General features: G+C 65.7%; 24 protein-coding genes and 1 tRNA gene. 10 read left to right on the forward strand and 15 right to left on the reverse strand.

Annotated elements, in window-relative coordinates:
• Window positions 1-10: 10 nt before the first annotated feature.
• The 6 genes from mgtE to pyrG all read right to left on the reverse strand — a co-directional run bounded on the left by mgtE (window position 11) and on the right by pyrG (window position 6,063).
• A complete protein-coding gene (gene mgtE, locus L2Y96_RS14730) occupies window positions 11-1,438 on the reverse strand; it encodes a magnesium transporter (protein ID WP_247327703.1) in 1,428 nt (475 codons plus the stop codon).
• The gene (ispF, locus tag L2Y96_RS14735) at window positions 1,435-1,911 is read right to left on the reverse strand and encodes a 2-C-methyl-D-erythritol 2,4-cyclodiphosphate synthase (RefSeq protein WP_247327704.1); all 477 of its coding nucleotides are present in this window, start codon (window positions 1,909-1,911) and stop codon (window positions 1,435-1,437) included. The genes mgtE and ispF overlap by 4 nt, the downstream gene beginning before the upstream one ends.
• The gene (ispD, locus tag L2Y96_RS14740) at window positions 1,908-2,597 is read right to left on the reverse strand and encodes a 2-C-methyl-D-erythritol 4-phosphate cytidylyltransferase (RefSeq protein WP_247327705.1); all 690 of its coding nucleotides are present in this window, start codon (window positions 2,595-2,597) and stop codon (window positions 1,908-1,910) included. Before ispD ends, ispF begins: the two co-directional genes overlap by 4 nt.
• The gene (gene ftsB / locus L2Y96_RS14745; RefSeq protein WP_247327706.1) at window positions 2,597-2,941 is read right to left on the reverse strand and encodes a cell division protein FtsB; all 345 of its coding nucleotides are present in this window, start codon (window positions 2,939-2,941) and stop codon (window positions 2,597-2,599) included. Before ftsB ends, ispD begins: the two co-directional genes overlap by 1 nt.
• Before the next feature lie 9 nt (window positions 2,942-2,950).
• Complete coding sequence (gene eno / locus L2Y96_RS14750) at window positions 2,951-4,249, reverse strand: phosphopyruvate hydratase (protein ID WP_247327713.1); 1,299 nt, start codon at window positions 4,247-4,249, stop codon at window positions 2,951-2,953.
• Window positions 4,250-4,383: 134 nt separating this feature from the next.
• Window positions 4,384-6,063: a CTP synthase gene (gene pyrG / locus L2Y96_RS14755; protein WP_247327716.1), complete on the reverse strand. Its 1,680-nt coding sequence runs from the start codon at window positions 6,061-6,063 to the stop codon at window positions 4,384-4,386.
• Between the two features lie 84 nt (window positions 6,064-6,147).
• On the opposite strand from pyrG, the gene L2Y96_RS14760 reads away from it, so the two are divergent.
• On the forward strand, window positions 6,148-7,947 hold the full coding sequence (locus tag L2Y96_RS14760; RefSeq protein ID WP_247327723.1) for an aminopeptidase P family protein: 1,800 nt from the start codon (window positions 6,148-6,150) through the stop codon (window positions 7,945-7,947).
• Window positions 7,948-8,167: 220 nt separating this feature from the next.
• Window positions 8,168-10,060 carry a DNA topoisomerase IV subunit B gene (parE, locus tag L2Y96_RS14765; RefSeq protein ID WP_247327726.1) on the forward strand — a complete coding sequence of 631 codons (1,893 nt, stop codon included), beginning with the start codon at window positions 8,168-8,170 and terminating at the stop codon, window positions 10,058-10,060.
• 162 nt (window positions 10,061-10,222) lie between these two features.
• Here the strand turns inward: parE and pgi are convergent, their stop codons facing one another.
• From pgi to pcnB, 6 genes are all read right to left on the reverse strand, one after another.
• On the reverse strand, window positions 10,223-11,857 hold the full coding sequence (pgi, locus tag L2Y96_RS14770) for a glucose-6-phosphate isomerase (RefSeq protein ID WP_247327729.1): 1,635 nt from the start codon (window positions 11,855-11,857) through the stop codon (window positions 10,223-10,225).
• A gap of 185 nt (window positions 11,858-12,042) precedes the next feature.
• Window positions 12,043-12,423, reverse strand: a complete 381-nt coding sequence (gene panD / locus L2Y96_RS14775) for an aspartate 1-decarboxylase (protein WP_247327735.1) — start codon at window positions 12,421-12,423, stop codon at window positions 12,043-12,045.
• A 141-nt stretch (window positions 12,424-12,564) separates the two neighbouring features.
• A complete protein-coding gene (panC, locus tag L2Y96_RS14780) occupies window positions 12,565-13,410 on the reverse strand; it encodes a pantoate--beta-alanine ligase (RefSeq protein ID WP_247327737.1) in 846 nt (281 codons plus the stop codon).
• A gap of 10 nt (window positions 13,411-13,420) precedes the next feature.
• Window positions 13,421-14,185 (reverse strand): 3-methyl-2-oxobutanoate hydroxymethyltransferase, encoded by a 765-nt coding sequence (panB, locus tag L2Y96_RS14785; protein WP_247337047.1) that lies wholly within the window; start codon window positions 14,183-14,185, stop codon window positions 13,421-13,423.
• A 132-nt stretch (window positions 14,186-14,317) separates the two neighbouring features.
• Window positions 14,318-14,803: a 2-amino-4-hydroxy-6-hydroxymethyldihydropteridine diphosphokinase gene (gene folK / locus L2Y96_RS14790; RefSeq protein WP_247327740.1), complete on the reverse strand. Its 486-nt coding sequence runs from the start codon at window positions 14,801-14,803 to the stop codon at window positions 14,318-14,320.
• On the reverse strand, window positions 14,800-16,167 hold the full coding sequence (gene pcnB / locus L2Y96_RS14795; RefSeq protein WP_247327742.1) for a polynucleotide adenylyltransferase PcnB: 1,368 nt from the start codon (window positions 16,165-16,167) through the stop codon (window positions 14,800-14,802). Before pcnB ends, folK begins: the two co-directional genes overlap by 4 nt.
• A gap of 184 nt (window positions 16,168-16,351) precedes the next feature.
• On the opposite strand from pcnB, the gene L2Y96_RS14800 reads away from it, so the two are divergent.
• Both L2Y96_RS14800 and fdxA read left to right on the forward strand, forming a co-directional pair.
• Window positions 16,352-16,427, forward strand: a tRNA-Glu gene (locus L2Y96_RS14800).
• A gap of 28 nt (window positions 16,428-16,455) precedes the next feature.
• On the forward strand, window positions 16,456-16,779 hold the full coding sequence (fdxA, locus tag L2Y96_RS14805) for a ferredoxin FdxA (RefSeq protein WP_045827890.1): 324 nt from the start codon (window positions 16,456-16,458) through the stop codon (window positions 16,777-16,779).
• Window positions 16,780-16,881: 102 nt separating this feature from the next.
• Here fdxA and L2Y96_RS14810 read toward each other — a convergent pair whose 3' ends face one another.
• Entirely contained in the window at window positions 16,882-17,472 is a 591-nt protein-coding gene (locus L2Y96_RS14810) for a hypothetical protein (RefSeq protein ID WP_247327745.1), read from the reverse strand.
• 40 nt (window positions 17,473-17,512) lie between these two features.
• A complete protein-coding gene (gene dapA / locus L2Y96_RS14815) occupies window positions 17,513-18,406 on the reverse strand; it encodes a 4-hydroxy-tetrahydrodipicolinate synthase (RefSeq protein WP_247337049.1) in 894 nt (297 codons plus the stop codon).
• A 174-nt stretch (window positions 18,407-18,580) separates the two neighbouring features.
• Between dapA and L2Y96_RS14820 the strand changes: the two genes are divergently transcribed.
• From L2Y96_RS14820 to L2Y96_RS14845, 6 genes are all read left to right on the forward strand, one after another.
• On the forward strand, window positions 18,581-19,147 hold the full coding sequence (locus L2Y96_RS14820) for a glycine cleavage system transcriptional repressor (RefSeq protein ID WP_247327748.1): 567 nt from the start codon (window positions 18,581-18,583) through the stop codon (window positions 19,145-19,147).
• A gap of 24 nt (window positions 19,148-19,171) precedes the next feature.
• Window positions 19,172-19,633 carry a peroxiredoxin gene (locus L2Y96_RS14825; RefSeq protein WP_247327751.1) on the forward strand — a complete coding sequence of 154 codons (462 nt, stop codon included), beginning with the start codon at window positions 19,172-19,174 and terminating at the stop codon, window positions 19,631-19,633.
• An 82-nt stretch (window positions 19,634-19,715) separates the two neighbouring features.
• A complete protein-coding gene (locus L2Y96_RS14830) occupies window positions 19,716-21,104 on the forward strand; it encodes a PhoH family protein (protein ID WP_247327754.1) in 1,389 nt (462 codons plus the stop codon).
• On the forward strand, window positions 21,101-21,877 hold the full coding sequence (thiD, locus tag L2Y96_RS14835) for a bifunctional hydroxymethylpyrimidine kinase/phosphomethylpyrimidine kinase (protein ID WP_247327757.1): 777 nt from the start codon (window positions 21,101-21,103) through the stop codon (window positions 21,875-21,877). Before L2Y96_RS14830 ends, thiD begins: the two co-directional genes overlap by 4 nt.
• Window positions 21,878-21,977: 100 nt before the next feature.
• The gene (locus tag L2Y96_RS14840; protein ID WP_283248886.1) at window positions 21,978-22,904 is read left to right on the forward strand and encodes an aspartyl/asparaginyl beta-hydroxylase domain-containing protein; all 927 of its coding nucleotides are present in this window, start codon (window positions 21,978-21,980) and stop codon (window positions 22,902-22,904) included.
• Window positions 22,905-22,977: 73 nt separating this feature from the next.
• Window positions 22,978-23,517 carry a hypothetical protein gene (locus tag L2Y96_RS14845; protein WP_247327762.1) on the forward strand — a complete coding sequence of 180 codons (540 nt, stop codon included), beginning with the start codon at window positions 22,978-22,980 and terminating at the stop codon, window positions 23,515-23,517.
• A gap of 1,035 nt (window positions 23,518-24,552) precedes the next feature.
• On the opposite strand, the gene L2Y96_RS14850 is transcribed toward L2Y96_RS14845, so the two are convergent.
• Window positions 24,553-25,575 carry an isocitrate dehydrogenase gene (locus L2Y96_RS14850; RefSeq protein ID WP_247327764.1) on the reverse strand — a complete coding sequence of 341 codons (1,023 nt, stop codon included), beginning with the start codon at window positions 25,573-25,575 and terminating at the stop codon, window positions 24,553-24,555.
• Window positions 25,576-25,692 lie beyond the last annotated feature (117 nt).

Below are 25,692 nucleotides of genomic sequence, written 5' to 3' on the forward strand. Positions count from 1 at the left end.
GGTCACGCCTTTACATCAGGAACAGGGTGGCAAGCCCAAGGAAAATAAAGAAGCCACCGCTATCGGTCATGGCGGTAATCAAAACGCTGGAGCCCAGCGCCGGATCCCGGCCCAGTTTGACCATCAACATGGGGATGCCGACACCCATGAAAGCGGCAAGCAGCAGATTAAGCGTCATCGCCGCCGTCATGACCAGGCCAAGCGAAGCGCTGTGATACAGCAGCCAGGCGACGATGCCGATCACGCCACCCCAGAGCAGGCCATTGATCAGCGCGACGCCAAGCTCCTTCCGCCACAAACGGCTGGCGTGACCCGTGCTGATCTGCTCCAGTGCCATGGCGCGGACGATCATGGTGATGGTCTGGTTGCCGGAGTTGCCACCGATGCCCGCCACGATGGGCATCAGTGCGGCGAGCGCCACCAGCTTCTCGATCGAATGCTCGAACAGGCCGATCACGCGGGAGGCGATAAACGCCGTGACAAGGTTGGTCGCCAGCCATGCCCAGCGGTTGCGCACCGATTTCCAGACCGAGGCAAAGATGTCTTCCTCTTCACGGAGACCGCCGCGCGAGAGCGCTTCCGCCTCGCCTTCCTCGCGAATGAAATCGATCATCGCGTCAACAGCGATGCGCCCAATCAGGCGCATCTGCGCATCGACCACCGGCGCGGTCACGAGGTCGTAGCGCTCGAAGGCCTGCGCCACATCGTAGGCATCATCTTCGGGGCGGAACGTATTCACGTCCGGCGCCATGATCTCGTGGACCATCTTGTCGGGCGAATTCACCAGCAACCAGTGCAGGGGCAACACGCCTGTCAGCACGTGGTCGGCATTCACCACGAAGAGCTTATCGGTCTGCGCCGGCAGTTCGTCGAACCGGCGCAGGTAACGCATGACCACCTCGAGGCTGATGTCCTCGCGAATGGTGACCATGTCGAAATCCATCAACGCGCCAACCTGGTCGTCCTCGTAGGACATGGCGGCTTGCACGCGCTCGCGCTCCTGCGCGTCGAGGCTCGCCATCAGTTCCGGCAGCACCTCGGTGGGCAGGTCGTCGACAAGGTCGGCGAGCTCGTCCGCATCCAGCGGCTCGACGGCCGCGAGGATCTCGCGGTCGTCCATATCGGCGATCAGCGATTCGCGGACCGAATCGGAGACCTCAAGGAGGATTTCACCATCCCGGTCGCTGCGCACGCGCTGCCATACGGCGAGGCGATCCTCCAGCGGCAGCGATTCCAGCACATCGGCCAGGTCCGCCGGGTGCAGGCCATCGAGCGTCGCCTGGAGTTGGATATCGATCCGCTCGAGCGTCGCGGCATCGCCAGCCGGCGTGATCGCATCCAGCGCCTCGATGGCCTCGCGGCGACGCAGCAGGTCATTGACCGTCTCGATGCGATCCTGCAGGCGCGGCGCCGGCGTGCGGGCCTCCAGCTCGGTCACGCCGGCTGCACCAGCACACTGGCCAGGGCCGCGATACCTTCGCGGCGACCGGTGAAACCGAGCGTTTCCGTCGTAGTCGCCTTGATGCTGATGCGGTCGATATCGACGCCGAGATCCGCCGCGATGTTCACGCGCATGGCATCCGCGTGCGGAAGCACCTTGGGTGCCTCGCAGATCACGGTGACGTCAGCGTTGCCCAACACGTAGCCACGCGACAGTACGAGTTCACGCACCGCACGCACGAAGGTACGGCTATCGGCGCCACGCCACTTCTCGTCCGAAGGCGGAAAATGCTTGCCAATGTCGCCCAACGCCAGCGCGCCAAGCAGCGCATCGCACAGCGCATGCAACACGACATCGCCATCGGAATGCGCCAGCACGCCCTGCTTGTGCGCCACGCGCACGCCGCCGAGCATCACGTGATCGCCTTCGCCGAAGGCGTGCACGTCGAATCCCTGTCCGATGCGAATCATCTTGTCCTCCCGAGCAGGAACTCCGCCAGGGCGAAATCCGCCGGCGTGGTCACCTTGATATTGTCTTCCGAGCCCTCGACGAGCAGCGGCTTGCCGCCTGCCCGCTCGATGGCCATGGCCTCATCGCTGACGACGATACCGGCGTCGGCGGCAAGGCGGAGTGCACGCGCCAGGCCGGCGCGGCGGAACATTTGTGGCGTAAAGGCCCGCCATCGGCCATCGCGGGGCTCGGTCGCCAGGCTGTGGCCCGAGTCGTCCGCGCGCTTCAGCGTGTCACGCAGGGGCGCACCCAGCAGGCCGCCCTCGCCGGTCCCGGCGAGAGTGATCAGGCGCGTGATGTCGTCAGCGCGTACGCACGGGCGCGCCGCGTCGTGCACGAGGACAAAGGCATCGGACGCTACCGAGGCCGGCAGCGCATCGACGCCCGCCAGCACGGAATAACTACGTTCACTGCCACCCACCGCGGTCAGCAGTGGTTTGCCGAGGACATGGTCGACAGCGGCGAAATGGGTGTCATCCGCCGCAATCACCACCATCAGGCCGGCGATCAGCGGATGGGCGGCCAGCCGCTCCAGGGTGTGGTCCAGCAGTGGCCGGCCGGCCACGTGCTGGTATTGCTTCGGCCGGTCGCCGCCGGCCCGGACGCCCTTGCCGGCGGCCGGTATCACGCACCAGAGCGCGTCCATTACTGGTCGCCGGCGGTGACGGGCGGCGGAGGCGGCGGCGCGCTGGTCGCGGCCCCCGGCTCCACCACCTGGTAGAACGTCTCACCCGGCTTGATCAGGCCCAGTTCCTGGCGCGCACGCGCTTCGGTGGCCTGTTCACCGTGCTTGAGGTCTTCCACATCGGCCGCGAGCGCAGCATTCCGCTTCTGCAACGTGGCGTTCTCATCGGTCTGGTTCTTGACCGATGCACGCAGGGACTCCACCTCGGCCATCCCCCCACCGCCGACCCACAGCTTCAGCTGCAGCGCGATGAGGATGACGACGAGGATCAGGCCGACCCAGCGCAGGAGTGCCGCGTTGCTCACGGGACCTGGTTAGCCCGGGAGCTTGGTCAGGTTCGGGAACGCGTTGCGGCCGGCATACTTCGCCTGCGCGCCCAGCGCTTCCTCGATGCGCAGCAGCTGGTTGTACTTGGCCACGCGATCGGTGCGGCACAGCGAACCGGTCTTGATCTGGGTCGCGGTGGTAGCCACGGCGATATCCGAGATCGTGGTGTCCTCGGTTTCGCCCGAACGGTGCGAGACGATGGCGGCGTACTTCGCGCGGTCGGCCATGGCGATGGCTTCCAGCGTTTCCGACAGCGTACCGATCTGGTTGACCTTGATCAGGATGGCGTTGGCGATCTTCTTGTCGATGCCTTCCTGGAAGATCTTCGGGTTGGTGACGAAGAGATCGTCGCCGACGAGCTGGATGGCGCCGTCGACCACCTTGGTGAGGTGTGCCCAGCCGTCCCAGTCGCCTTCGGCCATGCCGTCTTCGATGGTGACGATCGGGTACTGCTTCGCCCACGAGGCCAGCGTGTCGACCCACTGCTCCGGGGTGAAGACCTTGCCTTCGCCCTCCAGATCGTACTTGCCGTTCTTGAAGAACTCCGAGCTGGCCACGTCGAGGCCGAGCAGGATTTCGCTACCGACCTTGAAGCCCGCCTTGTTCACGGCCTCGAGGATCGTATCGAGCGCTTCGACGTTCGACTTCAGGTTCGGCGCGAAGCCGCCTTCATCGCCCACCGAGGTGTTCAGGCCGCGACCCTTCAGCACCGACTTCAGCGCGTGGAAGATCTCGGCGCCATAGCGCAGGGCCTCGGCGAAGTTCGGCGCGCCGACCGGCAGCACCATGAACTCCTGCACGTCGACGTTGTTATCGGCGTGGGCACCACCGTTGATGATGTTCATCATCGGCACCGGCAGCGAGCCGCCACCGTTGACCATCAGGTACTGCCACAGCGCCTGCTTCTTCGAAGCGGCGGCGGCGTGCGCGGCGGCCATGGAAACGCCCAGCAGCGCGTTGGCGCCGAGCTTGCCCTTGTTGTCGGTGCCGTCGAGGGCGATGAGCTTGTCATCGAGGCCTTTCTGGTCGACCGCGTCGAAACCGGCCAGCGCCTTGGCGATGGTGGTGTTGACGTTGGCCACGGCGTTCTTGACGCCCTTGCCGCCATAACGCGACTTGTCGCCGTCGCGCAGTTCCACGGCTTCGCGGGTGCCGGTGGAGGCACCGCTGGGGACGGCCGCGCGGCCGAACGAGCCGTCAGCCAGGGTGACTTCGGCTTCGAGAGTGGGGTTACCGCGGGAATCGAGGATTTCGCGGGCGTGGATCTTGGTGATGGACGTGGTCATGCGCTTCCCGTTACGAGTTGGAATGACGGAGCACGGTACCCGGCCTCATCGCGGCGCCGGTACCTTGGGAGGCCCCTGGGCCCCTTGAAGACGTGCCCGGCGCACAACGGCGCCGGGCGATGCCCATCATAGCGTTACGCGGCCGATTCTTCGGAGCGCGTCGCCAGCTTTTCGCCATCGCGCACGGCTTTGTACTCGCGCGCGGCACGGACGAAGCCGATGAACAGGGGGTGGCCTTCGCGCGGCGTGGAGGTGAACTCCGGGTGCGCCTGGCAGCCGAGGTACCACGGGTGCACGCTCTGCGGCAGTTCCACCACTTCCACCAGCAGGTCGTCCATGGACTTGCCCGAGATGACGAGGCCGAGGTCTTCGAACGTCTGGCGGTAGCGGTTGTTGAACTCGTAGCGATGGCGGTGACGCTCGCGCACCACATCCTCGCCATACAGCTCGCGAGCCAGGGTGCCGGCCTTGAGGCGGCATTCCTGTGCGCCCAGGCGCATGGTGCCGCCGAGGTCGGAACGCTCGGTGCGCTGCTCGGTTTCACCCGAGGCCGTGGTCCACTCGGTGATCAGGGCGATGACCGGGTCCGGCGTGTTGCGGTCGTTCTCGCTCGAATCCGCCTGCTTGAGGCCGGCGGTGTTGCGCGCGAACTCCACCACCGCGGCGTGCATGCCGTAGCAGATACCGAAGTAAGGAACACCGGCTTCGCGGGCGAACTGGGCCGCGAGGATCTTGCCCTCGAAGCCGCGCTTGCCGAAGCCGCCCGGCACCAGGATGGCGTCAGCGTGGCCAAGCACGGCGCGGGCGCCGCGGGCTTCGACATCTTCCGAATCGATCCAGTCCAGGGTGATGCGGGTGGACTGCTTGATACCGCCATGGCGCAGGGCTTCACCCAGCGACTTGTAGGCATCCTTGTGTTCCACGTACTTGCCGACGATGGCGACCGTGACTTCATCGCGCGGATGCTCGACGGCTTCCACCGTGCGCACCCAACTGGAAAGGTCGGCCGGGCCGGCATCAAGGCCAAGGCGCTTGATGACGAGTTCGTCCAGGCCCTGCTCGTGCAGCCACATCGGCAGCTTGTAGATGACATCGACATCGATGGTGCTGATGACGGCGTTCTTCGGCACGTTGGTGAACAGCGCGATCTTGTGGCGCTCGCCATCGGGCAGCGGCTCTTCGCAACGGCACAGCAGCACGTCGGGCTGGATACCGATGGAGCGCAGTTCCTTTACCGAATGCTGGGTCGGCTTGGTTTTGATCTCGCCGGCGGCCTTGATGTACGGCACCAGGGTGAGGTGCACGAACATGCACTTCTCCGGGCCGTGCTCGATGCGCAGCTGGCGGATGGCCTCGAGGAAGGGCAGCGATTCGATATCGCCGACGGTGCCGCCGATCTCGACCAGCGCCACGTCGAAGCCACGGGTGGCCTCGTGGATCGAGTGCTTGATCTCGTCGGTGATGTGCGGGATGACCTGCACGGTGGCACCGAGGTAATCGCCACGGCGTTCCTTACGAATCACCGACTCGTAGATCTTGCCCGAGGTGATCGAGTTCTTGCCGGTGAGGCGGGTGCGCACGAAGCGCTCATAATGGCCCAGGTCCAGATCGGTTTCGGCGCCGTCATCGGTGACGTACACCTCGCCATGCTGGAAGGGGCTCATGGTGCCCGGATCCACGTTGATATAGGGATCGAGCTTCATCATGGTCACGGAAAGACCACGCGCCTCGAGGATGGAGGCAAGCGACGCCGCTGCGATGCCTTTCCCAAGGGAAGACACCACACCGCCGGTGACGAAAATCAGGGGAGTCATGCGAGCAGCCAGTGCTGGAAATTTGTATTTTACACGAGGGCCGGGCCGCTCGCGAGGGGTTCGCTGAACGCTTAACATGGGGGGATGAGCACATCCCCGATCCCCGCCCGTCTCGAAGCCCTGCGCGCCGCCATGGCCCGCGCCGGTGTCGCCGCCGTCGTCGTCCCCACGGCCGACCCCCACCTCTCCGAATACCTGCCGCCGCGCTGGCAGGCCCGGGAGTGGTTCTCCGGGTTCACCGGGTCGGCCGGCACCCTGGTGGTGACCGCGAAGGGCGGCGGCCTGTGGACCGATTCCCGCTATTTCTCCCAGGCGGAGACCGAACTGGCCGGCAGTGGCCTGCCGCTGATGAAACAGCACGTCGCCCAGACGCCGGAGCCCCCGGCGTGGCTGTCCAGCGAGCTGCCGGATGGCGCCGTGGTGGCCGTGGCTGGCGATAGCGTCTCCGTGGCCACCGCCGAGAGCCTGGCCCAGCGGCTTCAGGCCGGCGGCGCCACGCTGCGCACCGACCTGGACTTGCCCGGCGCGGCCTGGGCCGACCGTCCCGCCCGCCCCGCCGCCCCCGTATTCGCCCACGCCGCTGCCTACGCGCCGGTGAGCCGGGCCGACAAATTGCAGCACGTCCGCACGGCCATGCGCCGCGCCGGCGCGACGCACCACCTGGTCTCCAGCCTCGACGATATCGCCTGGCTCACCAACCTGCGTGGGGCTGACGTCGACTACAACCCGGTCTTCCTGGCCCACCTGCTGGTCGAAGCCGACCACGCCACGCTGTTCGTCGATGGCGGCAAGCTTCCGCCAACCGTGAAGGCCGCCCTGGCCGCCGACGGGGTCTCAGTGGCCGATTACGGCACCGCTGCCTCTGCCCTGGCGGCCCTGCCGGATGATGCAAGCCTCCTGATCGATCCGGCCAAGGTGGTCGTCGCGGTTCTTGAAGGCGTGCCCGCCAGCGTCCGCCAGATCCGCGGCCCGGCGCCGTCCACGGCCGCCAAGGCCCGCAAGACGCCCGAAGAGCTGGAACACATCCGCCATGCGATGCGTCGCGACGGCGCCGCCCTCGCCCGTGCCTTCCGCCGGATCGAGGCGGGCGTGGCTGGCGGCCAGCCGCTCTCCGAGCTGGATGTGGACACGATCGTCCGCGAGGCCCGCGCCGCGCAGGAGGGTTTCGTTGGCGAGAGCTTCTCGACCATCGCCGGCTACCAGGCCAACGGCGCCCTGCCGCATTACCGCGCTACCGAAGCCGGTTTCAGCCCGCTCGCGGCCAAGGGCCTGCTGCTGATCGATTCGGGTGGCCAGTACCTCGGCGGCACCACCGACATCACTCGCGTACTGGCCCTCGGCCCGGTCACCGACGAGCAAAAACGCGACTCCACGCTGGTGCTGAAGGGCATGATCGCCCTCTCCCGCGCGCGCTTCCCCAAGGGAGCCAGCGGCCCGCAGCTCGATGCGCTGGCCCGCGCACCGCTCTGGGCGGCCGGCATGGATTTCGGCCACGGCACCGGCCATGGCGTGGGCTACTTCCTGAATGTGCATGAAGGCCCCCACGGTATCCGCCCGCCCGTGGCCGGCGGGCCTCTGGTACCGCTGGAGACGGGCATGATCACCTCGATCGAGCCCGGCCTCTACAAGCCCGGCCGCTACGGCATCCGCCACGAGAACCTTGCGGTGGTGACTCAGGCTGACGAGACCGAGTTCGGCGAGTTCTTCTCCTTTGAAACGCTGACGCTTTGCCCATTCGACCGCCGCGGGCTGGAGCCGCGCCTGCTGGAGCCCTCGGAACGGGCCTGGCTGGACGACTACCACGCCACCGTGCGGGCGGCCCTGTCGCCCCTGCTGGACGGCGAAGACCGCGCCTGGCTCGAATGGCACTGCGCCCCGCTATAACGCCAATCCCCGTAGGAGCCCACCCTGTGGGCGACATCTTTTCGCGAAACCCCAACAGGCCCTGTGGCGGCGGTACGAAAGGCGTCGCCCACAGGGTGGGCTCCTACAGGGCGGTGGCACCGTGACCTGAATCTCATGGAGTGACATCGCCTGGCCGCACACTTGACCGACCTGCGACCGTCACCCATCCTGCCCGGCTAACGAAACGACTCCCCGCCTGATGAATACTCGCTACAACGCCTCAGACATCGAAGTCCTCAGTGGCCTTGACCCGGTCAAGCGCCGCCCCGGCATGTACACCGATACCTCGCGCCCGAACCACCTGGCGCAGGAAGTCATCGATAACTCCGTCGACGAGGCCCTGGCTGGCCACGCCAAGACCATCGACGTCACGGTCTTCAATGATGGCTCGGTCGAGGTCAGCGACGATGGCCGCGGCATGCCGGTGGATATCCACCCGGACGAGAAGGTCCCCGGTGTCGAGCTGATCCTCACCCGCCTGCACGCGGGCGGTAAGTTCTCGAACAAGAACTACGCCTTCTCGGGCGGCCTGCACGGCGTGGGCGTCTCGGTGGTGAATGCGCTTTCGACCCGCGTGGATGTCACCATCCGCCGCGAGGGCCAGGAATTCCGCATGAGCTTCGAGAACGGCGACCGCGCCAGTGAGCTCGAAGTCATCGGCACCGTCCCCAAGAAGAAGACTGGCACCACGCTGCGCTTCTGGCCGGATCCGAAGTACTTCGACTCCCCGCGCATCCTCGTCTCCAAGCTCAAGCACCTGCTGCGCGCGAAAGCCGTGCTCTGCGCTGGCCTCACCGTGCGCCTGCACGATGAATCCGCCGCGGGCGAAGTCACCGAGTGGTATTTCGAAGACGGCCTGCAGGATTACCTGCGCGCCGAACTGCAGGGCGCCGAAGCGCTGCCAGCCGATCTCTTCGTGAAGCACTTCGCGCGCGAGACCGACACGGTCGACGTCGCGCTGTGCTGGCTGCCGGAAGGCGAGCTCGTGCAGGAAAGCTACGTCAACCTCATCCCCACCGCGCAGGGCGGCACGCACGTGAACGGCCTGCGCTCGGGCCTCACGAACGCCATCCGCGAATTCTGCGACCTGCGCAACCTGCTGCCGCGCGGCGTCAAGCTCGCGCCGGAAGACGTGTGGGAGCGCCTCGCGTTCGTGCTCAGCGTCAAGCTGCAGGATGCGCAGTTCGCTGGCCAGACCAAGGAACGTCTCTCGTCGCGTAATGCGGCGGGCGTCGTTGAAGGCGTCGTGCACGATGCCTTCAGCCTGTGGCTGAACCAGCACGTGGATCTCGGCGAGAAGATCGCCCAGCTGGCGATCGAACGCGCCAGCGCCCGCCTCAAAGCGGCCAAGCAGGTGGTGCGCAAGAAGATCACCTCGGGCCCCGCCCTGCCCGGCAAGCTCGCCGACTGCGCCTCCACCGATCTCACCCGCACCGAAATCTTCCTCGTGGAAGGCGATTCGGCCGGCGGCTCGGCCAAGCAGGCCCGCGACAAGGACTTCCAGGCGATCATGCCGTTGCGCGGCAAGATCCTGAACACCTGGGAAGTCGAGTCGACCGCCGTGCTCGCCTCGCAGGAAGTGCACGACCTGGCCGTGGCCATCGGTTGCGATCCGGGCAAGGATGACCTCAGCGGCCTGCGTTACGGCAAGGTCGTGATCCTGGCCGATGCGGATTCCGACGGCCTGCACATCGCCACCCTGCTCTCGGCGCTGTTCCTTCGCCACTTCCCCACCCTGGTGCGCGAAGGCCACGTCTTCGTCGCCATGCCGCCGCTGTTCCGCGTCGACGTGGGCAAGCAGGTGTTCTACTGCCTGGACGAGGAAGAGAAGCGCCTCATGCTCGAGAAGGTGGAACGCGAAAAGATGAAGGGCGCCGTCTCGGTCACCCGCTTCAAAGGCCTGGGCGAGATGAACCCGGCACAGCTGCGCGAATCCACTGTGCATCCGGATACGCGTCGTCTCGTGCAGCTCACCGTCGAGTCGGATGACGGCACGGCGAAACTGATGGACATGCTGCTGGCGAAGAAGCGCGCAAGCGATCGCAAGCAATGGCTCGAAGAGAAAGGCGACCTAGCCACCCTCGAGGTCTGATCCAAAAAAAGCCCGGCAATCGCCGGGCTCTTTTTTTGGCTTTCTGTAGGAGCCCACCCTGTGGGCGACGCCGTTCGCGATAACGCGACAGGGCCTGCGCGGTGAGGCGAAAGATGTCGCCCACAGGGTGGGCTCCTACGAAAGCGGCGTCGCGAAGCCGGGTCAGCGGCGGTCGCGGATCGCTTCGATCAGGCCACGCGTGGCCGCATCGAACTGGCTGATATCGCCCGCATCCTTGTCGTTCGCGAGCGAGGGGTAGATCTGCTTGGCGATGACCTTGCCCAGCTCCACGCCCCACTGGTCGAACGCATTGATGCCCCACAGGTGGCCGAGCATGAACACCTTGTGCTCGTACAGCGCGATGAGCGCACCCAGCGAATGCGGGGTGAGCGAATCGAGCATGAACACGCTGCTGGGGCGGTTGCCTTCAAAGGTGCGCTGCGCGGCCAGGGCGCGGCGCTCTTCTTCGGTACCGGTCTTGGCTTCAGCCAGCGCTTCCTCGAAGGTCTTGCCAAGCGACAGCGCGGCGGCCTGGGCAAGGAGGTTCGAGGTCAGCACATCCTGATTTTCGCGCAGCGGGTGCGCCGGCTTCACCAGGCCGATGAACTCCAGCGGCACGATATCGGTGCCCTGGTGCAGCGCCTGGAAATACGCGTGCTGCGCATTCGTGCCGATGCTGCCCCACACGACCGGAACGGTCGAACCCGTGACGTGCTTGCCGTTGGTCGGGTGCACGTGCTTGCCCAGCGATTCCATCTCGAGCTGCTGCAGGTACGACGGCAGGTCGGCGAGGTAATCGACGTACGGGATGACCGCACGGCTGGTGGTGCCGAGGATATTGCGGTTCCACAGCTCGGCCGCGGCAAGCAGCACCGGCAGGTTGTCTTTCCACTCCGCACTGCGGAAATGGTCATCCGCTTCGGCGGCACCGGCGAGCAGATCGCGGAAGCCGTTCATGCCGATAGCGAAGGCGATGGAAGCGCCGACCGCCGACCACAGCGAGAAGCGGCCGCCGACGTAATCCCACATGGGCAGCACCTGCGCGGCGCCCCACTTGTTCACGGCTTCGACGTTCGAGCTCACGGCGATGAAGTGCTTCGCCGTCTTCGCGGTGTCGCCCTTGTTGGCCTTGAGGATCCAGTCGCGGAACACACCACCGTTGAGCAGGGTCTCCTGCGTGTTGAAGCTCTTCGAGACCAGGATGACCAGCGTATGTGCCGGGTCGAGATGCTTCATCAGATCGTAGGCGGCCTGACCGTCCACGTTGGTGAGGAAGTGACTGCGGATACCGTCGACATGGAACTGCTCGAGCGCGTGGACAGCCAGGCGCGGGCCCAGGTCCGAGCCGCCGATGCCGATGTTCACCACATCGGTGACACGGCCGATCAGGCCGACGGACTCGCCCTCGCCCTTGTGCACGGCATTGACCAGCTTTTCCATCTGGTCGAGCGCCTCGGCGACTTCCTTGCGGACATCGGCCGGGGCCGCCGGGTGGCGCGACGCACCACCGCGCAGGGCGGTATGCAGCACGGCGCGGTCTTCGGACGTATTGATGTGCTTGCCTTCGAACATCGCGTCGCGCGCGGCTTGCCAGCCGGTGCTCTCGATGTAGGCGCCTACGGCATCCAGCGCCGCCGTATCCAGCTTCTGGCGGGTGATGTCGAGGAGGATGGGGCCCATGCGCTTGCGGAAGCGATCGCCACGGGAGGCGTCGTTGACGAGCGTGCGGAGGGTGGTACCGGCGAGGCGGCTTTTGTGCTCATCGAACGACGGCACGGGGACGTGGTTTGAATCCATGGCTTCCACTTTGGGTGCGACGGAGGGAAGCTCCGATATTACCGCACTGCAACGTAAGTGGATTGTATGGACAGCGCCCAATTCATCGTAGGAGCCCACCCTGTGGGCGACGCCTTTCGCGATAACCCCACAGGGCCCGCGCGGTGAGGCGAAAGATGTCGCCCACAGGGTGGGCTCCTACGTTTTTATGCGGCCTGCTTGGGGATCGAATGGTTGGTATGGGTGATGCGGTTGTCCGCATCCACATACACCAGGTCCGGCTGGTACTTGGCCATCTCGGCCTCGGACAGGCCCACGAAGGCGGCAATGATGACGAGGTCGCCCGTCGACACGCGACGCGCGGCGCTACCGTTCACGGAAATGATGCCCGAGCCCTCTTCCGCACGCAGCGCGTACGTGACGAAGCGTTCGCCGTTGTTGATGTTCCAGGCGTGGATCTGCTCGTACTCGCGGATGCCCGCGGCGTCCAGCAGGTTGCCATCGATAGCGATGGAACCTTCGTAGTTCAGCTCGGCGTGAGTCACCGTGGCACGGTGGATCTTGCACTTGAGCATGTTGAGGTGCATGGCGGTCTCTGCGGTGTGGCGGTTACAAAAACGCCCATTCTAACGGAGGTAGCCCGTACCGTCGTGAATGGGCTTCCTCGGTGTCGAGGCGCTTTATGGGGGAGCGGGGTCGGAAACGCAAGTGCCCGTTCGTGAAGGCTTTCAGTCGAAAGGCAGGTTATCGATCAGGCGGGTGGCCCCCAGACGGGCGGCGACCAGGGCCACCAGGCCCTCGCGCTCGTCCTGGCCCGGCTCGGCCAGGTCGTCGGCCCGGCGGATCGCCACGTAGTCGGGCACGAAGCCTGCCCGCTCAAGCCGGGCGCGCGCGGCCTGCTCCAGCGCCTGCCAGTTGTGGCCCTGGCGGAACAGGTCGCGCATCTGGGTCAGCGTGGCGTAGATCTGGGGCGCGCGCTGGCGTTCGGCCGGCGTGAGGTACTGGTTGCGCGAGCTCTTGGCCAGTCCATCCTCGTCCCGCAGGGTCGGGCCCGACATGATCTTCACCGGCAGCGACAGGTCGCGAACCATCCGCTCGATGACCTTCAGCTGCTGGAAATCCTTCTGGCCGAACACGGCGAAATCCGGCTGGACCAGGTGGAACAGCTTGGAAACCACGGTAGCCACGCCATCGAAATGGCCCGGGCGATGGGCGCCCTCGAGCGTTTCGGTGACCCCCGGGACGTGGATGCTCACGCTGCCCGCCGCACCAAAGGGGTACATCGTGGCCACTTCCGGCGCGAACAGCACGTCGCAACCGGCCTCAGCCAGACCCACCTGGTCCTGCGCCAGGGTGCGCGGATAGCGCTCGAAGTCCTCGCCCGGGCCGAACTGGGTGGGGTTCACGAACACGGAGGCCACCACGCGGTCGGCGCGGGCACGGGCCAGCTTCAGCAGCGAATGGTGGCCCTCGTGGAGGTTGCCCATGGTGGGCACGAAGCCCACGATCTGGCCGGCGGAGCGCCAGCCACGGATGGTGGCGCGGAGGGCGGCGGCATCGGTTACGGTCTGCATGGCTGGCTCGTTAGCTGAAGCTGTGTTCCGGGCCGGGGAACGTCCCTGCCCTTACGTCATCCGCATACGCGCGGATCGCTGCCGGAATGGAATCACGACCAGCAAGGAAATCCTTGGAGAACTTTGGCCGCTTGCCCGGCGTAAGGCCGAGCATGTCGTAGACGACGAGCACCTGGCCATCGCACCCGACACCCGCGCCAATGCCGATGACAGGGATCGAAAGCGCCTTCGATATCCGCTCGGCCAGCGCCGTCGGCACGCATTCCAGCACCAGCAGGTCGGCGCCCGCCGCTTCCACGGCCTTCGCATCGGCGAACAGCTTCTCCGCCGCGTCCTCCGTCTTGCCCTGCACCTTGTAGCCGCCGAACTTGTTCACCGATTGCGGGGTGAGGCCCAGATGGCTGCACACAGGGATATCGCGCTCGGCGAGCGCGGCGACGACTTCGCAGATGCGCCCGGCACCTTCGATCTTGACCATGGCCGCGCCACCCTGGGCGACGAGCCTCGCGGCTGCCTCCATCGCGGACGGCACGTCGCGATCGCTCATGAACGGCAGGTCAGCGACCAGCAGCGTGGCACCGAGGCCGCGCGCTACGGCAGCCGTGTGGTAGACCATCTCATCGACCGTGACGGGCAACGTGCTCGACCTGCCCTGCACGACCATGCCGAGGGAGTCGCCGACCAGCGCCACATCGACCCCGGCGGATTCCAGCTGCGCGGCAAAACTCGCATCGTAGGCGGTGAGCATCACGATCTTCCGGCCTTCGGCTTTCATTGCCTTCAGGCCCGGCACGGTCACCGGCTTACGCGCCGGCGCACTCGTTTTTTCGACGTACACGCTCTTGTCGCCTCGTTGGGTGAAATTCGAATTGTCCGCCTGATTGGCCCGGGGCTCAAGGAATCCGGATCAGGCGAGCGGGATGCATTCAGCCGCGTCGATCGCCGCCAACAGGCCAGCCACCTGCCCCAGGCCCGGCAAGACGGCCCCGGGGGCAATATCCGCAAGCGGAAGCAGGACAAAGGCACGCTCGGCGATACGCGGATGCGGCACGGTCAGCCGCTCGTCCGCCATCACGATGTCGCCATAGGCAAGCAGGTCCAGGTCGAGCGTACGCGGCCCCCAGCGCTCGCCATCACGGACGCGGCCAAAGGCACGCTCGGTCGCGAGCAACGCATCAAGCAGCGCATGGGCATCCAGTGACGTATCCACGGCAATGGCCGCGTTCACGAAGTCGGGCTGGGCCACGGGGCCCCATGGCGGGGTGCGGTAGAACCGCGACCGGGCCGTGACGCGGATCCCCGGCACGGCGTCCAGCGCTTCGATCGCGGCATCGAGCCGCGACCGGACATCGCCCAGGTTGCCACCCAGGCCAATGAGCGCAACCACGCTCACGCGCCGCTCGTATCGCCCTTGCCGCGGGTCGGCTTGCGCCGGCGGCGACGCTTGCGGGCCGGCGCGGTAGCCGAGACCGTCGAGGGATCGTGCGGCGGTACGCCACCACCACCCAGCGCCGCGGCGAGCATTTCCGGCGGGAGTTGCTGGGCATGTGCCCACCACTCGCCGAGCTCACGCATGCCTGAGGATTCGTGTGCACGCAGCAGCAGGAAATCGAAGGCAGCGCGGAAGCGCGGATGCGACATCAGGCGGAACACGCGCTTGCGGTGGATCTGCTCGAAGCGCGGCTGCAACGCCCAGATTTCTTCCATCGTGAACGTGAAGCGCCGCGGGATGGCGACACGCTGGCACTGCTCACCCACCACATGGACGGCGGCGCGCTGCCAGGCCTCGTTCATATCGAAGCCCTGCGCCATCCAGCCATGGGCCTGGTCACGGACTTCGCCCCACAGGAGCACCGCATACAGGAACGCCGGCGTGACCGACTTGCCTTCGGCGATGCGTGCATCGGTGTTGGCCAGGCCTTGCTCGACCAGCGCGCGCAGCGCCGTATCGCCACGCTCAAGCGCGCGGGCGGTGGCTGGGAACAGGAACTCGAGCAGGCCGCACGCTTCGAGCATCTTGAAGCTCTTCAGGCCGTGTCCGGCCAGGAACAACTTCAGGGATTCATCGAAGAGGCGAGCCGGAGAGGCCTCGGTCAGCAGGTGGCCGAGCTTCTTGAACGGTGCGGCGGCGGAAGGCGCGATCGTAAAGCCGAGCTTGGCGGCAAGGCGTGCGGCACGCAGCATGCGCACCGGATCTTCGCGATAACGCAGCTCGGGGTCGCCGATGAGACGCATCGTCCGGTCTTCCAGATCCTGCATGCCACCCACGTAATCGCGGACGCTGAAGTCGGCGATATCGTAGTAGAGCGCGTTGACCCGGAAATCGCGGCGCACCGCGTCTTCCTCGATGGTGCCCCAGATATTGTCGCGGACGATCCGGCCATCGACGATGTGACGGTCACCTTCGCTTTCGCCGCCCTCTTCACCGGTGCCACGGAAGGTGGCCACCTCGATGATCTCGGGGCCGAAGACGACATGGGCCAGGCGGAACCGGCGGCCGATCAGCCGACAGTTACGGAACAGCCCCTTCACCTCTTCCGGCGTGGCATTGGTGGCCACGTCGAAATCCTTGGGATGGCCGCCCAGGAGGAGGTCGCGCACGGCGCCGCCCACCAGGTACGCGGCGAACCCGGCGTCGTGGAGTCGGTAAAGCACGCGGAGCGCGGCTTTGCTGATGTTCTTGCGGGAAATGGAGTGCTGCTCGCGCGGGATGATGCGTAGCCCGGGCGGAACGTCACTCCTCGTTTCGGAATTCAAGCGGTCGGTGTCCTGGCGGGCGCATCCGCGCCCGGTCAAGTAGCTGCCCCCACCGGCAACCGGTGTCGGGATGAACGGGCCAAATGTAACGAATTCGACCCAATCCGACGAGCGGGTAGTAAAAGCGTTGCCAGCGGCCGGAATTTGGATATACTAGCGCGCTTCGTACGTCTCGTACGACCCCGCTCCCTTCGTCTAGTGGTCTAGGACACGGCCCTCTCAAGGCTGGAACACGAGTTCGAACCTCGTAGGGAGCACCACTTTTCTTTCCGGCGCCGAACCGTTCGCATGACCTTTGTCGTTACCGACAACTGCATCAAGTGCAAATACACGGACTGCGTCGAGGTTTGCCCCGTGGATGCCTTCCACGAAGGCCCGAACTTCCTGGTCATCAATCCGGACGAGTGCATCGACTGCACCCTCTGCGAGCCGGAATGCCCGATCAACGCCATCTACCCCGAGGACGACGTCCCCGCCGGGCAGGAGCAGTTCGTGGCACTGAACGCCGACCTCTCGAAGGACTGGCCGGTGATCACCGAGCGCAAGGATGGCATGCCGGACGCCAAGGACTGGGAAAACAAACCCAACAAGATCGACCTGCTCCAGCGCTGAGCAGGTAGCGAAAAGGCCCTTCGGGGCCTTTTTTTATGCCTCTAGAACGGGCACAAAAAAGGCCGCCCGGGGGCGGCCTTCTTGTTCCGGGCGGGGCCGGGATTACTTAACGTCGAGACGCGACTTCAACGCGTCGACCACACGGCGGACGCCATTGGCATCGCCCTGGGCGCGCACTTCCGAACCGGCGCCACTGGGGTTCACGGTAAGCACGACCGAGTGCTTGGCACCCGCGGCGGCCGAACCGGCCTGATCCTGCTCCTGCTCCGGGCTCTTGCCACCGAACATGCGCTTGAAGAAGCCACGCTTGGCTTCCGGCGCGCCAGCCGTGGCGGCGATCTGGTAGGTGTGGGTGTCGTCGTCGTGGGCCGTGACCGTACCGACATCGCCCACCGAGAGGACTTCACCGATGCGCTTGTAGGCAGCGTCCGGGGCATCCGCCAGGATGAAACCATCGGAGACCGGAGCCGCAGCCGGGGCCGAGCCACCGGTGGCGCCCGAACCCGCGCCCACGTCAGGGATCACCAGAGCCGCACTGGTCGACGGCGTATCCAGGCCCGGCGGGATTTCCAGCGGGGATTCCTGCTTGGCCTTTTCCCACTGCTTGGTGGAGCGGAACGCGCCGCAGCCGGAAACGACCAGGACGGACAGGAGCAGTGCCGGGACGACCAGCGCGTACGAGGTTTTCTTCATGAACAAAGGTTCCGTTGGAATCCGTTTTTAATGAGGTGCTTCAGGCGGCAGTCGCCAATGGTGCCAGAGCCGCGAGCGTTTCGCGCACTTTTGCCAGCGCCGGGCCGGGCTCGAGCTCGACCAGGGGCAGGCGGGGCGCCGCCAGACCCAGCCCCAGCAAGGCCAGGCCGGCCTTCACGGGGATCGGGTTTGGCGCACAGTTCAGGGCGTCAATCAGCGGTGCCAGGCGCGCCGTGGCGCTGGCCGTGCGCTCCGCGCTGCCCGAACGGGCGGCGTCGCAGAACTCACGGAAAGGCCCCGGCACGAGATTGGCCACCACCGAGATGGTGCCCGCAGCGCCGGCCAGCATGGCCTGGTGGGCCGAGCCGTCGTCGCCGCTGAGGTAGACGAAATCGGGACGAATAAGTTCCGCGATCGCCTGGATTCGCTCGGCGTCGCCGCGCGCTTCCTTGATTCCGATGATGCCCGGATGGTCGCGGAGCGCAGCCACGGTCTCCGGCGCGATATCGCAACCAGTGCGGGGCGGCACGTTATACAGGATGACCGGCAGGCCACCCTGGTCGGCCACGGCAAGGAAATGCCGGCGCATGCCCTCCTGGGTGGGGCGCACGTAGAACGGCGCCACCACGAGGGCGGCATCGGCGCCCAGCTCCCTGGCCAGGCGCGTCGTGGCGATGGTCTTGGCCGTACCGGCCTCGCCCGTGCCAGCGATGACAGGGATACGTTTATTGATGTGCTTCACCGCAAACGCCAGCAGGCGCTTGAATTCGTCATGCTCGAGGAAGTGCGATTCGCCCGTCGAGCCCGCGACGACCACCGCCTGGGTGCCGCCAGCCAGCTGCTGATCGAGCAGGCGGCCGAACGCGTCGAGATCGAGGGAACCGTCGGCGGCAAACGGGGTTGCCAGCGCGGTGATGCTTCCGGAGATATCCAAGGTGAAACCCATTGAGGAACCAGCCCTTCGCATGTTACCGGGGCGTTTCCGGGGAGTCCATTCGCCTGCGGGTGCCGGCATGGGGCCGCCGCAGTGTCTTGCTACTGTCCAACGGCGCCCGTTAAGCTCGGGCCAACAGCGACGCCCCGCGCCCCGCGGGCCGCGCCATGGGTAGTGAAGGCCTTGAATCGTTCCGTAGCACGCAGCGCCGCCGATAACCAGTTACTCATTTCGACGCTGTCGCCGGCGCACCGCGCGCCCATCCTCGCCCTCGCCAAGCGCATTGCCGATTCCGGCTGCAACCTGGCCGACGCGCGGGTGTCCACCATCGGCAACGATACCTCCGTGATGCTGCTGGCCTCGGGCTCGTGGGATGCCGTGGCCAAGCTGGAAACGGCCGTGGGCAAGCTGGCGCGCGACGAAGAGTTGCAGCTCGTGCATTACCGCACGACCCCGCGCGAGCCCACCGCCCATCTTCTGCCGTATCTGGTTGAAGTGATCGCGGCGGATCGCCCTGGCATCCTCGTCAAAATCATCGAATTCTTCTCGCGGCGCGATATCAGCGTCGAGCAACTCTCGTCCATGCGTTACCAGGCCATGCAGACGGGCGCCGAAATGTTCCAGGCGCAGATGACCATCGGCATCCCCTCGGAAACGCATATCGCTGCACTGCGCGACGATTTCCTCGAACTGTGCGATGGCCTCAACCTCGATGCCATCATGGACCCCGTCAAGTTCTGACCCCAAGGGAATACAACGCACCACATGATCGGCAAGGGCAAGAAGGTTCCGAAACTCAAGGGCACGCTCGGCGATGGTTCCACGCTGGCGCTGTCATCCCTCTCCGGCAAATGGGTAGTGGTGTTTTTCTACCCGAAGGACAACACGCCCGGCTGCACGAACGAAGCGAAGGATTTCCGCGACCATTACGCGCAGTTCCAGGCGCGCAACGCCGAAGTTATCGGCGTCTCCCGCGATTCCGTCCGCTCGCACGCCAATTACGCGGCGAAGCACGAGCTGCCCTTCCCCCTCGTTTCCGACGCCGATGAAGCCTGGTGCCAGGCCTTCGACGTCATCCACGAGAAAGTGCTCTACGGCAAGCGCTACATGGGTGTCGTACGCAGCACCTTTCTCATCGACCCCGACGGCAAGCTACATGCGGAGTGGCGCGGGGTGAAAATCCCCGGCCATGCGCAGGCCGTCCTTGAGAGCGTTCCCACCGCGTGACGGACACCGCGCCACGCGGCTCCCTCCCCCGGCCACGGCCACATGGCCGGGTTTCGCAACCTCCGCATGAGGTCACTTCCGCATGAGTGGAAGCAAGCGCATCTACGCCCTCGACACCAACGTGCTCCTGCACGACCCGACCTCGCTGTTCCGTTTCGAAGAACACGATGTCTTCATACCGATGACGGTGCTGGAGGAACTGGACGACAAGAAGAAAGGTGGTTCGGAAGTTTCGCGTAACGGCCGCCAGGTAAGCCGCTTCCTCAACGAGCTGATCGAACGCGGCGGGCACGATGGCCTCCGCGAAGGTGTCGAACTCAGCAACCCCCAGGGCGTCAAGCTCAAGCGCGGCGCGGTGGGCCGCCTGTTCTTCCAGCAACGTACCAGCCACGGCAACGGCAAGGCGGATAACCAGATCCTCGCCGCCGTCATCGACCTGCGCGACCAATACCCGGACCGCCCGGTCATCCTGGTCAGCAAGGACATCAACCTCCGCATCAAGGCCTCGATCTACGGCATCACCGCCGAGGACTACGAGAACGACCGCGCGCTAGATGATTTCGCCCTGCTCTTCACGGGCTCCGACCAGCTGCCGGAAGATTTCTGGAGCCTGCACCCCGAGCTGCGCTCGTGGAACGAGCGCGGGCGCACTTTCTACGAAGTCGACGTACGCGACGACGAACTCTGGTACGCGAACCAGTGCCTGTACATGCCAGGCGAGAACGACGTCGAGCTGCGCGTGCTGGAGATCCGTGGCGACGAGGATCACCGCAAGGCGAAGCTGGTGTTGCTCGACGACCACACCCACGCCGCGCACGGCGTGTGGGGTATCGCGGCGCGCAACCGCGAGCAGAACTTCGCGATGAACCTGCTGATGGATCCCGACGTGGATTTCGTCACCCTGCTCGGCACCGCGGGCACGGGCAAAACGCTGCTCGCGCTTGCCGCCGGCCTCGCCCAGGTCATGGACCAGCAGCGCTACCGCGAAATCATCATGACCCGCGCCACGGTATCGGTCGGCGAAGACATCGGCTTCCTCCCCGGCACCGAGGAGGAAAAGATGACCCCGTGGATGGGCGCGCTCACCGATAACCTCGAGGTGCTCGCCAATCCGGAAGAAGGCGGCTCATGGGGGCGCCAGGCCACCAACGACCTGCTCGCTTCGCGCGTGAAGATCCGCTCGCTGAACTTCATGCGTGGCCGTACCTTCCTCAGCCGTTACCTCATCATCGACGAGGCGCAGAACCTCACGCCGAAGCAGATGAAAACACTGATCACCCGTGCCGGTCCGGGCACGAAGATCGTGTGCCTCGGCAACGTGGAGCAGATCGATACGCCATACCTCACCGAAACCACCTCGGGCCTGACCTACGCGGTGGATCGCTTCAAGATGTGGGCCCACTCCGGCCACATCACGCTGAAGCGCGGCGAGCGTTCCCGCCTGGCCGATTTCGCTTCCGAGGCACTGTGACGAAAGCGAAACCCAACACCCTCACCATCGCCGGAAGTGATTCCGGCGGTGGTGCGGGGATCCAGGCCGACCTGAAGACATTCCACACGCTGGGCACGCACGGGCTCACGGCAATCACGGCCGTCACCGCGCAGAACACACGCGGTGTCACCGCCGTGCACACCGTGCCGCTCGCGCACGTGCGCGCGCAGATCGATGCGGTGTTCAACGACTTTCCCGTAGCCGGCGTGAAAACCGGCATGCTCGGCAGCGCGGCCATCACCCGCCTTGTCGCGAAAGAGATGGCTGCGCGTCAGCCCGCATGGCTCGTGGTCGATCCAGTGATGATCGCAACCAGCGGCGCGCGTCTTCTCGACGAGGACGCGCTGGAGGCCCTCGTAACGCGGCTGATCCCGCTGGCCGACATCCTCACCCCCAACCTGCCCGAAGCCGAGGCGCTTCTTGGCCGCAAGATCGGGAAGGCATTCGATGAAGCAGGCGCCGACCTGCTCGCCATGGGCGCGCAAGGCATCCTGCTGAAGGGCGGCCATGGCAGCGGCCGCGAGATCGTCGATCGCTACTACGACGCGAGCGGCGTGCTCGCCTTCCACCATCCCCGCCTGCCTTTCGAAGGGCACGGCAGCGGCTGCACCCTGGCTTCGGCCGTCACGGCCCACCTGGCCCGGGGCAAAGCGCCGCAGGCGGCTGTCCGGGCGGCCATTTCCTGGCTGGACAAGGCTTTCCGCGGCGCCTGGCGGCCCGGCGGCGGCGCCGTGCACGTGCTGGGGCACTGAGGCCGGAGTATCCTATGCGCGTTGATACGGGCCGTTCCGGGCCGCATGTATCGCCCGTCCTTTCGAGTGCAACCCCATGAATCTCCTCGGGCCCCGCTTCATCGTCCTGTACCTGTTGATCCTGTTCACGCTGTGCGTGCTGCTCGTGCACCTGCGTGGCCGCTCGCGCCTGCGCTTCGATCGCCAGCTGGTCGACCATTCGGCGCTGTTCGCGCCCTACAACCTGCTGATGTATGCATTCTCGGCCGTGCCGGCGCGCCCGATCCTCGACCGCAGCGGCTTCCCCCAGCTCGACCTGCTGCAGGGCAACTGGCAAAAGATCCGCGAAGAAGCGATGCACCTGTTCGACGAGGGCTACATCCGCTCCGCCGAGAAGCACAACGACGCCTCGTTCAATTCGTTCTTCAAGCAGGGCTGGAAGCGCTTCTACCTGAAGTGGTACGGCGAGCCGCTCGCTTCGGCCGAAGCCCTGTGCCCGGAAACGGTCAAGCTGCTGAACTCCATCCCCAGCGTGAAAGCGGCCATGTTCGCCCTGCTCCCGCCGGGCAGCCGCCTTAACCCGCACCGCGACCCGTTCGCCGGCTCGTTGCGCTACCACCTCGGACTGATCACCCCGAACTCGGATGATTGCCGCATCTTCGTCGACGGTGAAATGCACGCGTGGGGCGATGGCAAGGATGTGGTCTTCGACGAAACCTACGTGCACTGGGCGGAAAACCGCACCGACCAGACCCGCGTCATCCTGTTCGCCGATGTCGAGCGCCCGCTCAAATTCGGCCTGATGACCGCGATCAACAAGCGCGTCGGCGCGTTCATGGGCTCGATCACCGCCTCGCCCAATAGCGACGACGGCAAGGAACAGGTCGGCTTCGTGAACCGCATGTTCGCGCTGAACCAGCGCGGTCGCGAGCGCACCCGCAAGTTCAAGAAGGCCAACCCCAGGCTGTTCCGCGTGCTGAAGTACATCGGCATCGTGGTGATGGTGTGGCTGGTGTTTCTCGCGCCTTACCCCTTCTTCCGGGGTTAAACGATTCTTCACGCGCCGCCGGTCGGGGTGGCGCGATACTCGGGACGGGGTGAGCCTGAACGGAGTGAAGGGCATGAAGCAGCGTTGGATCGTCGCGTTCGCATTACTGGCTCCGCTGGCGGCCTCAGCCGCTGCACCGCCTACACCCACGGCACCTCCCGCCGAAGACCTCGGCCCCCTCGTCGCCCGCCTCGTTAACGACACCACGCTGGATGCCGCGTCGCAGGCGGTGGCGTTTCGCCGCCTGATGGGCCTGGGCAAGGCGGGCGTTCCCTATGTGATTTCGCACCTGGGTGATAGCCGCCGGCTGGCGGAGCAGTCGATCTGGGTGCACGGTGCGCCGGGCCGCGATGATGTGCAGTACCAGCCGTGGTATGTGCACGATGGTTTGATGGCGGTGTTGAAGGAGGTGACGGGCCAGGCGAAGGGTCCACTGACGGGCCACCTGCTGCCGTCGCAGCGTGCGCGGAATGTGCGTAAGTGGGTGACTTATTGCGCGTCGCGTTATCCGTCCGAATTGACCGTATGCCAGCGCGCCTTGCAAAACACGTCGACCGCTGACGGCGACAGCGATTCGCAGGTGGCTGCGTTGACGATGCCCCCTGAGCGATAGGGCTCGCCTTCGGCTTCGCGGGGCTCGGCCGTTGGCCATCGCGTTTGCGCTCGGACGTTTCCGGAAAGAGCCCTTGGCGCCCACCCTCGCTGCTCAGACAAGTCTCCAACGTTCGAAAAGGATGCCCCTCCGGGGCCATGTACTTATTGCCCTACGGGCGCGAACCGGCGTGCGGACGGGGGTTTGAAACTCGCCTTCCCTGGCTCGGTTTCAAACGACCGGCCATCCATGGCCGGCCCCGCCTGCGGCGGCTGTTCCCGTCCGCCCACCTCGTCTCCGACAACTCGCCTCGAGGGTGGGCGCCAAGGCCTCTCGGACACACTGAGGCTGATCGATGGGAAAGCCACCGCCGCCCACACGCCTGACCTGGCGGCGTCCCGCACCTGACAAACAACTGAAACACCCGGCCGTAGGAGCCCACCCTGTGGGCGACATCTTTCGCCTCAACGCCCAGGCCCTGTCGTACGGCACGATCGATCAAGAGCCAGACGCCGCAAGACCCGGACTCTGCCGCGAACGGCGTCGCCCACAGGGTGGGCTCCTACGGGGAGGCGTTGGGTGGGCGTTGGGTTGTCGGTGGGGTTGTACCTCGGGCGACAAGGCCGGCCGCCACGACCATGGTGCTGGCTCTCCCATCACACGCCCTCAGTGTCTCGGAGAGTCCTCGGCGCCCACCCTCGAGGCGAGTTTCGCAGGCGAGGCAGCCGGGCGGGAACAGCCCCGCAGGGGGGACGGCCATGGATGGCCGTTCCTTTTCGACGAGACAGGGACGTCTCGTCGAAAAGCCCCGCCCGGCTGCCGGTTCGCGCCCGTAGGGCAATAAGTACATTTGCCGCGTCAGCGGCACTCCTTTTCGAACGACGAGGACCTGTCTGAGCAGCGAGGGTGGGCGCCGAGGGCTCTCCTGCGACCACGTCCGAGCGCTAAAGCGATGGCGAAGCCGAGCAACGCGAAGCCGAAGGCGAGCCGTATCGAGCGAGCACAAAAAAGCCCGGCACTGAGGCCGGGCTTTTCGTTACCGCGGAGCCGGGGCGATTACGCCGAGGCCTTGATCCGCTCGACGATCGCGTCGCCGAAGGTATCGGTGTTGCCGGTGCCGCCCACGTCCGGGGTCGTGCGATCGCGCGCATTCATCACATCGCTGATCGCCGCACGCAGACGCGTGCCCTTCGCCACCATACCCAGGTGATCAAGCATATCCGCCGCCGCCAGCAGCAGCGCGCACGGGTTAGCCTTCTTCTGGCCCGCGATATCCGGCGCCGAACCGTGCACCGCCTCGAAGATCGCCGCACCCTTACCGATGTTCGCACCCGGGGCAAGACCCAGGCCGCCGACGAGGCCAGCGCACAGGTCGGACAGGATGTCGCCGAACAGGTTGGTGGTAACGATCACGTCGAACTGCCACGGGTTCATCACCAGCTGCATGCACGCGTTATCGACGATCATTTCCTGGAACTCGAGATCCGGGAAATCCTTCGCCACTTCACGAGCCACGTCGAGGAACAGGCCCGACGAGGTCTTCATGATGTTGGCCTTGTGCACGGCCGTGACCTTCTTGCGGCCCTTCGCGCGCGCCATCTCGAAGCCGTAGCGGCAGATGCGCTCCATGCCCGGGCGGGTGTTGCGGATGACCGAGACGGCCACCTCGTTCTCACCGGTGCCCTCGCGCGTCTGGCCTTCGGCCATGTACGCACCCATGGTGTTCTCACGCACCGTGATGATGTCGATGTTCTCGAAACGCGCCTTCGTGCCCGGGAAGCTGATCGCCGGACGCACGTTGGCGTACAGGTCGAACTTGCGGCGCAGGGTCACGTTGATCGAGGTGAAACCACCGCCGATCGGCGTGGTGAGCGGGCCCTTGAGCGCCACGGTGTGCTTCGCGATGGCATCGATCGTGGCCTGCGGGAGCAGGTCGCCGTGCTTCTCGAGGGCCACCATGCCCGCGTCCACGAAATCGTAGGTCAGGCCGCAGTCGAGGGCATCGAGGACGCGGATGGTCGCGTCCATGATCTCGGGGCCGATACCGTCGCCGGGGATCACGGCAATGGTCTTGCTCATGGGGTTTACTCCTGGAAGGAAGCGGGACTGAAGACACGCCCGAAAGCGTGCCTGGGGAAGAAAAATCGCCCAATTATCGGCGATTTTGCCCGCTTCCTACAAGGATGCCGCCCACGG

It is taken from the genome of Luteibacter aegosomaticola (assembly GCF_023078475.1).
Classification (GTDB): Bacteria; Pseudomonadota; Gammaproteobacteria; order Xanthomonadales; family Rhodanobacteraceae; genus Luteibacter; species Luteibacter aegosomaticola.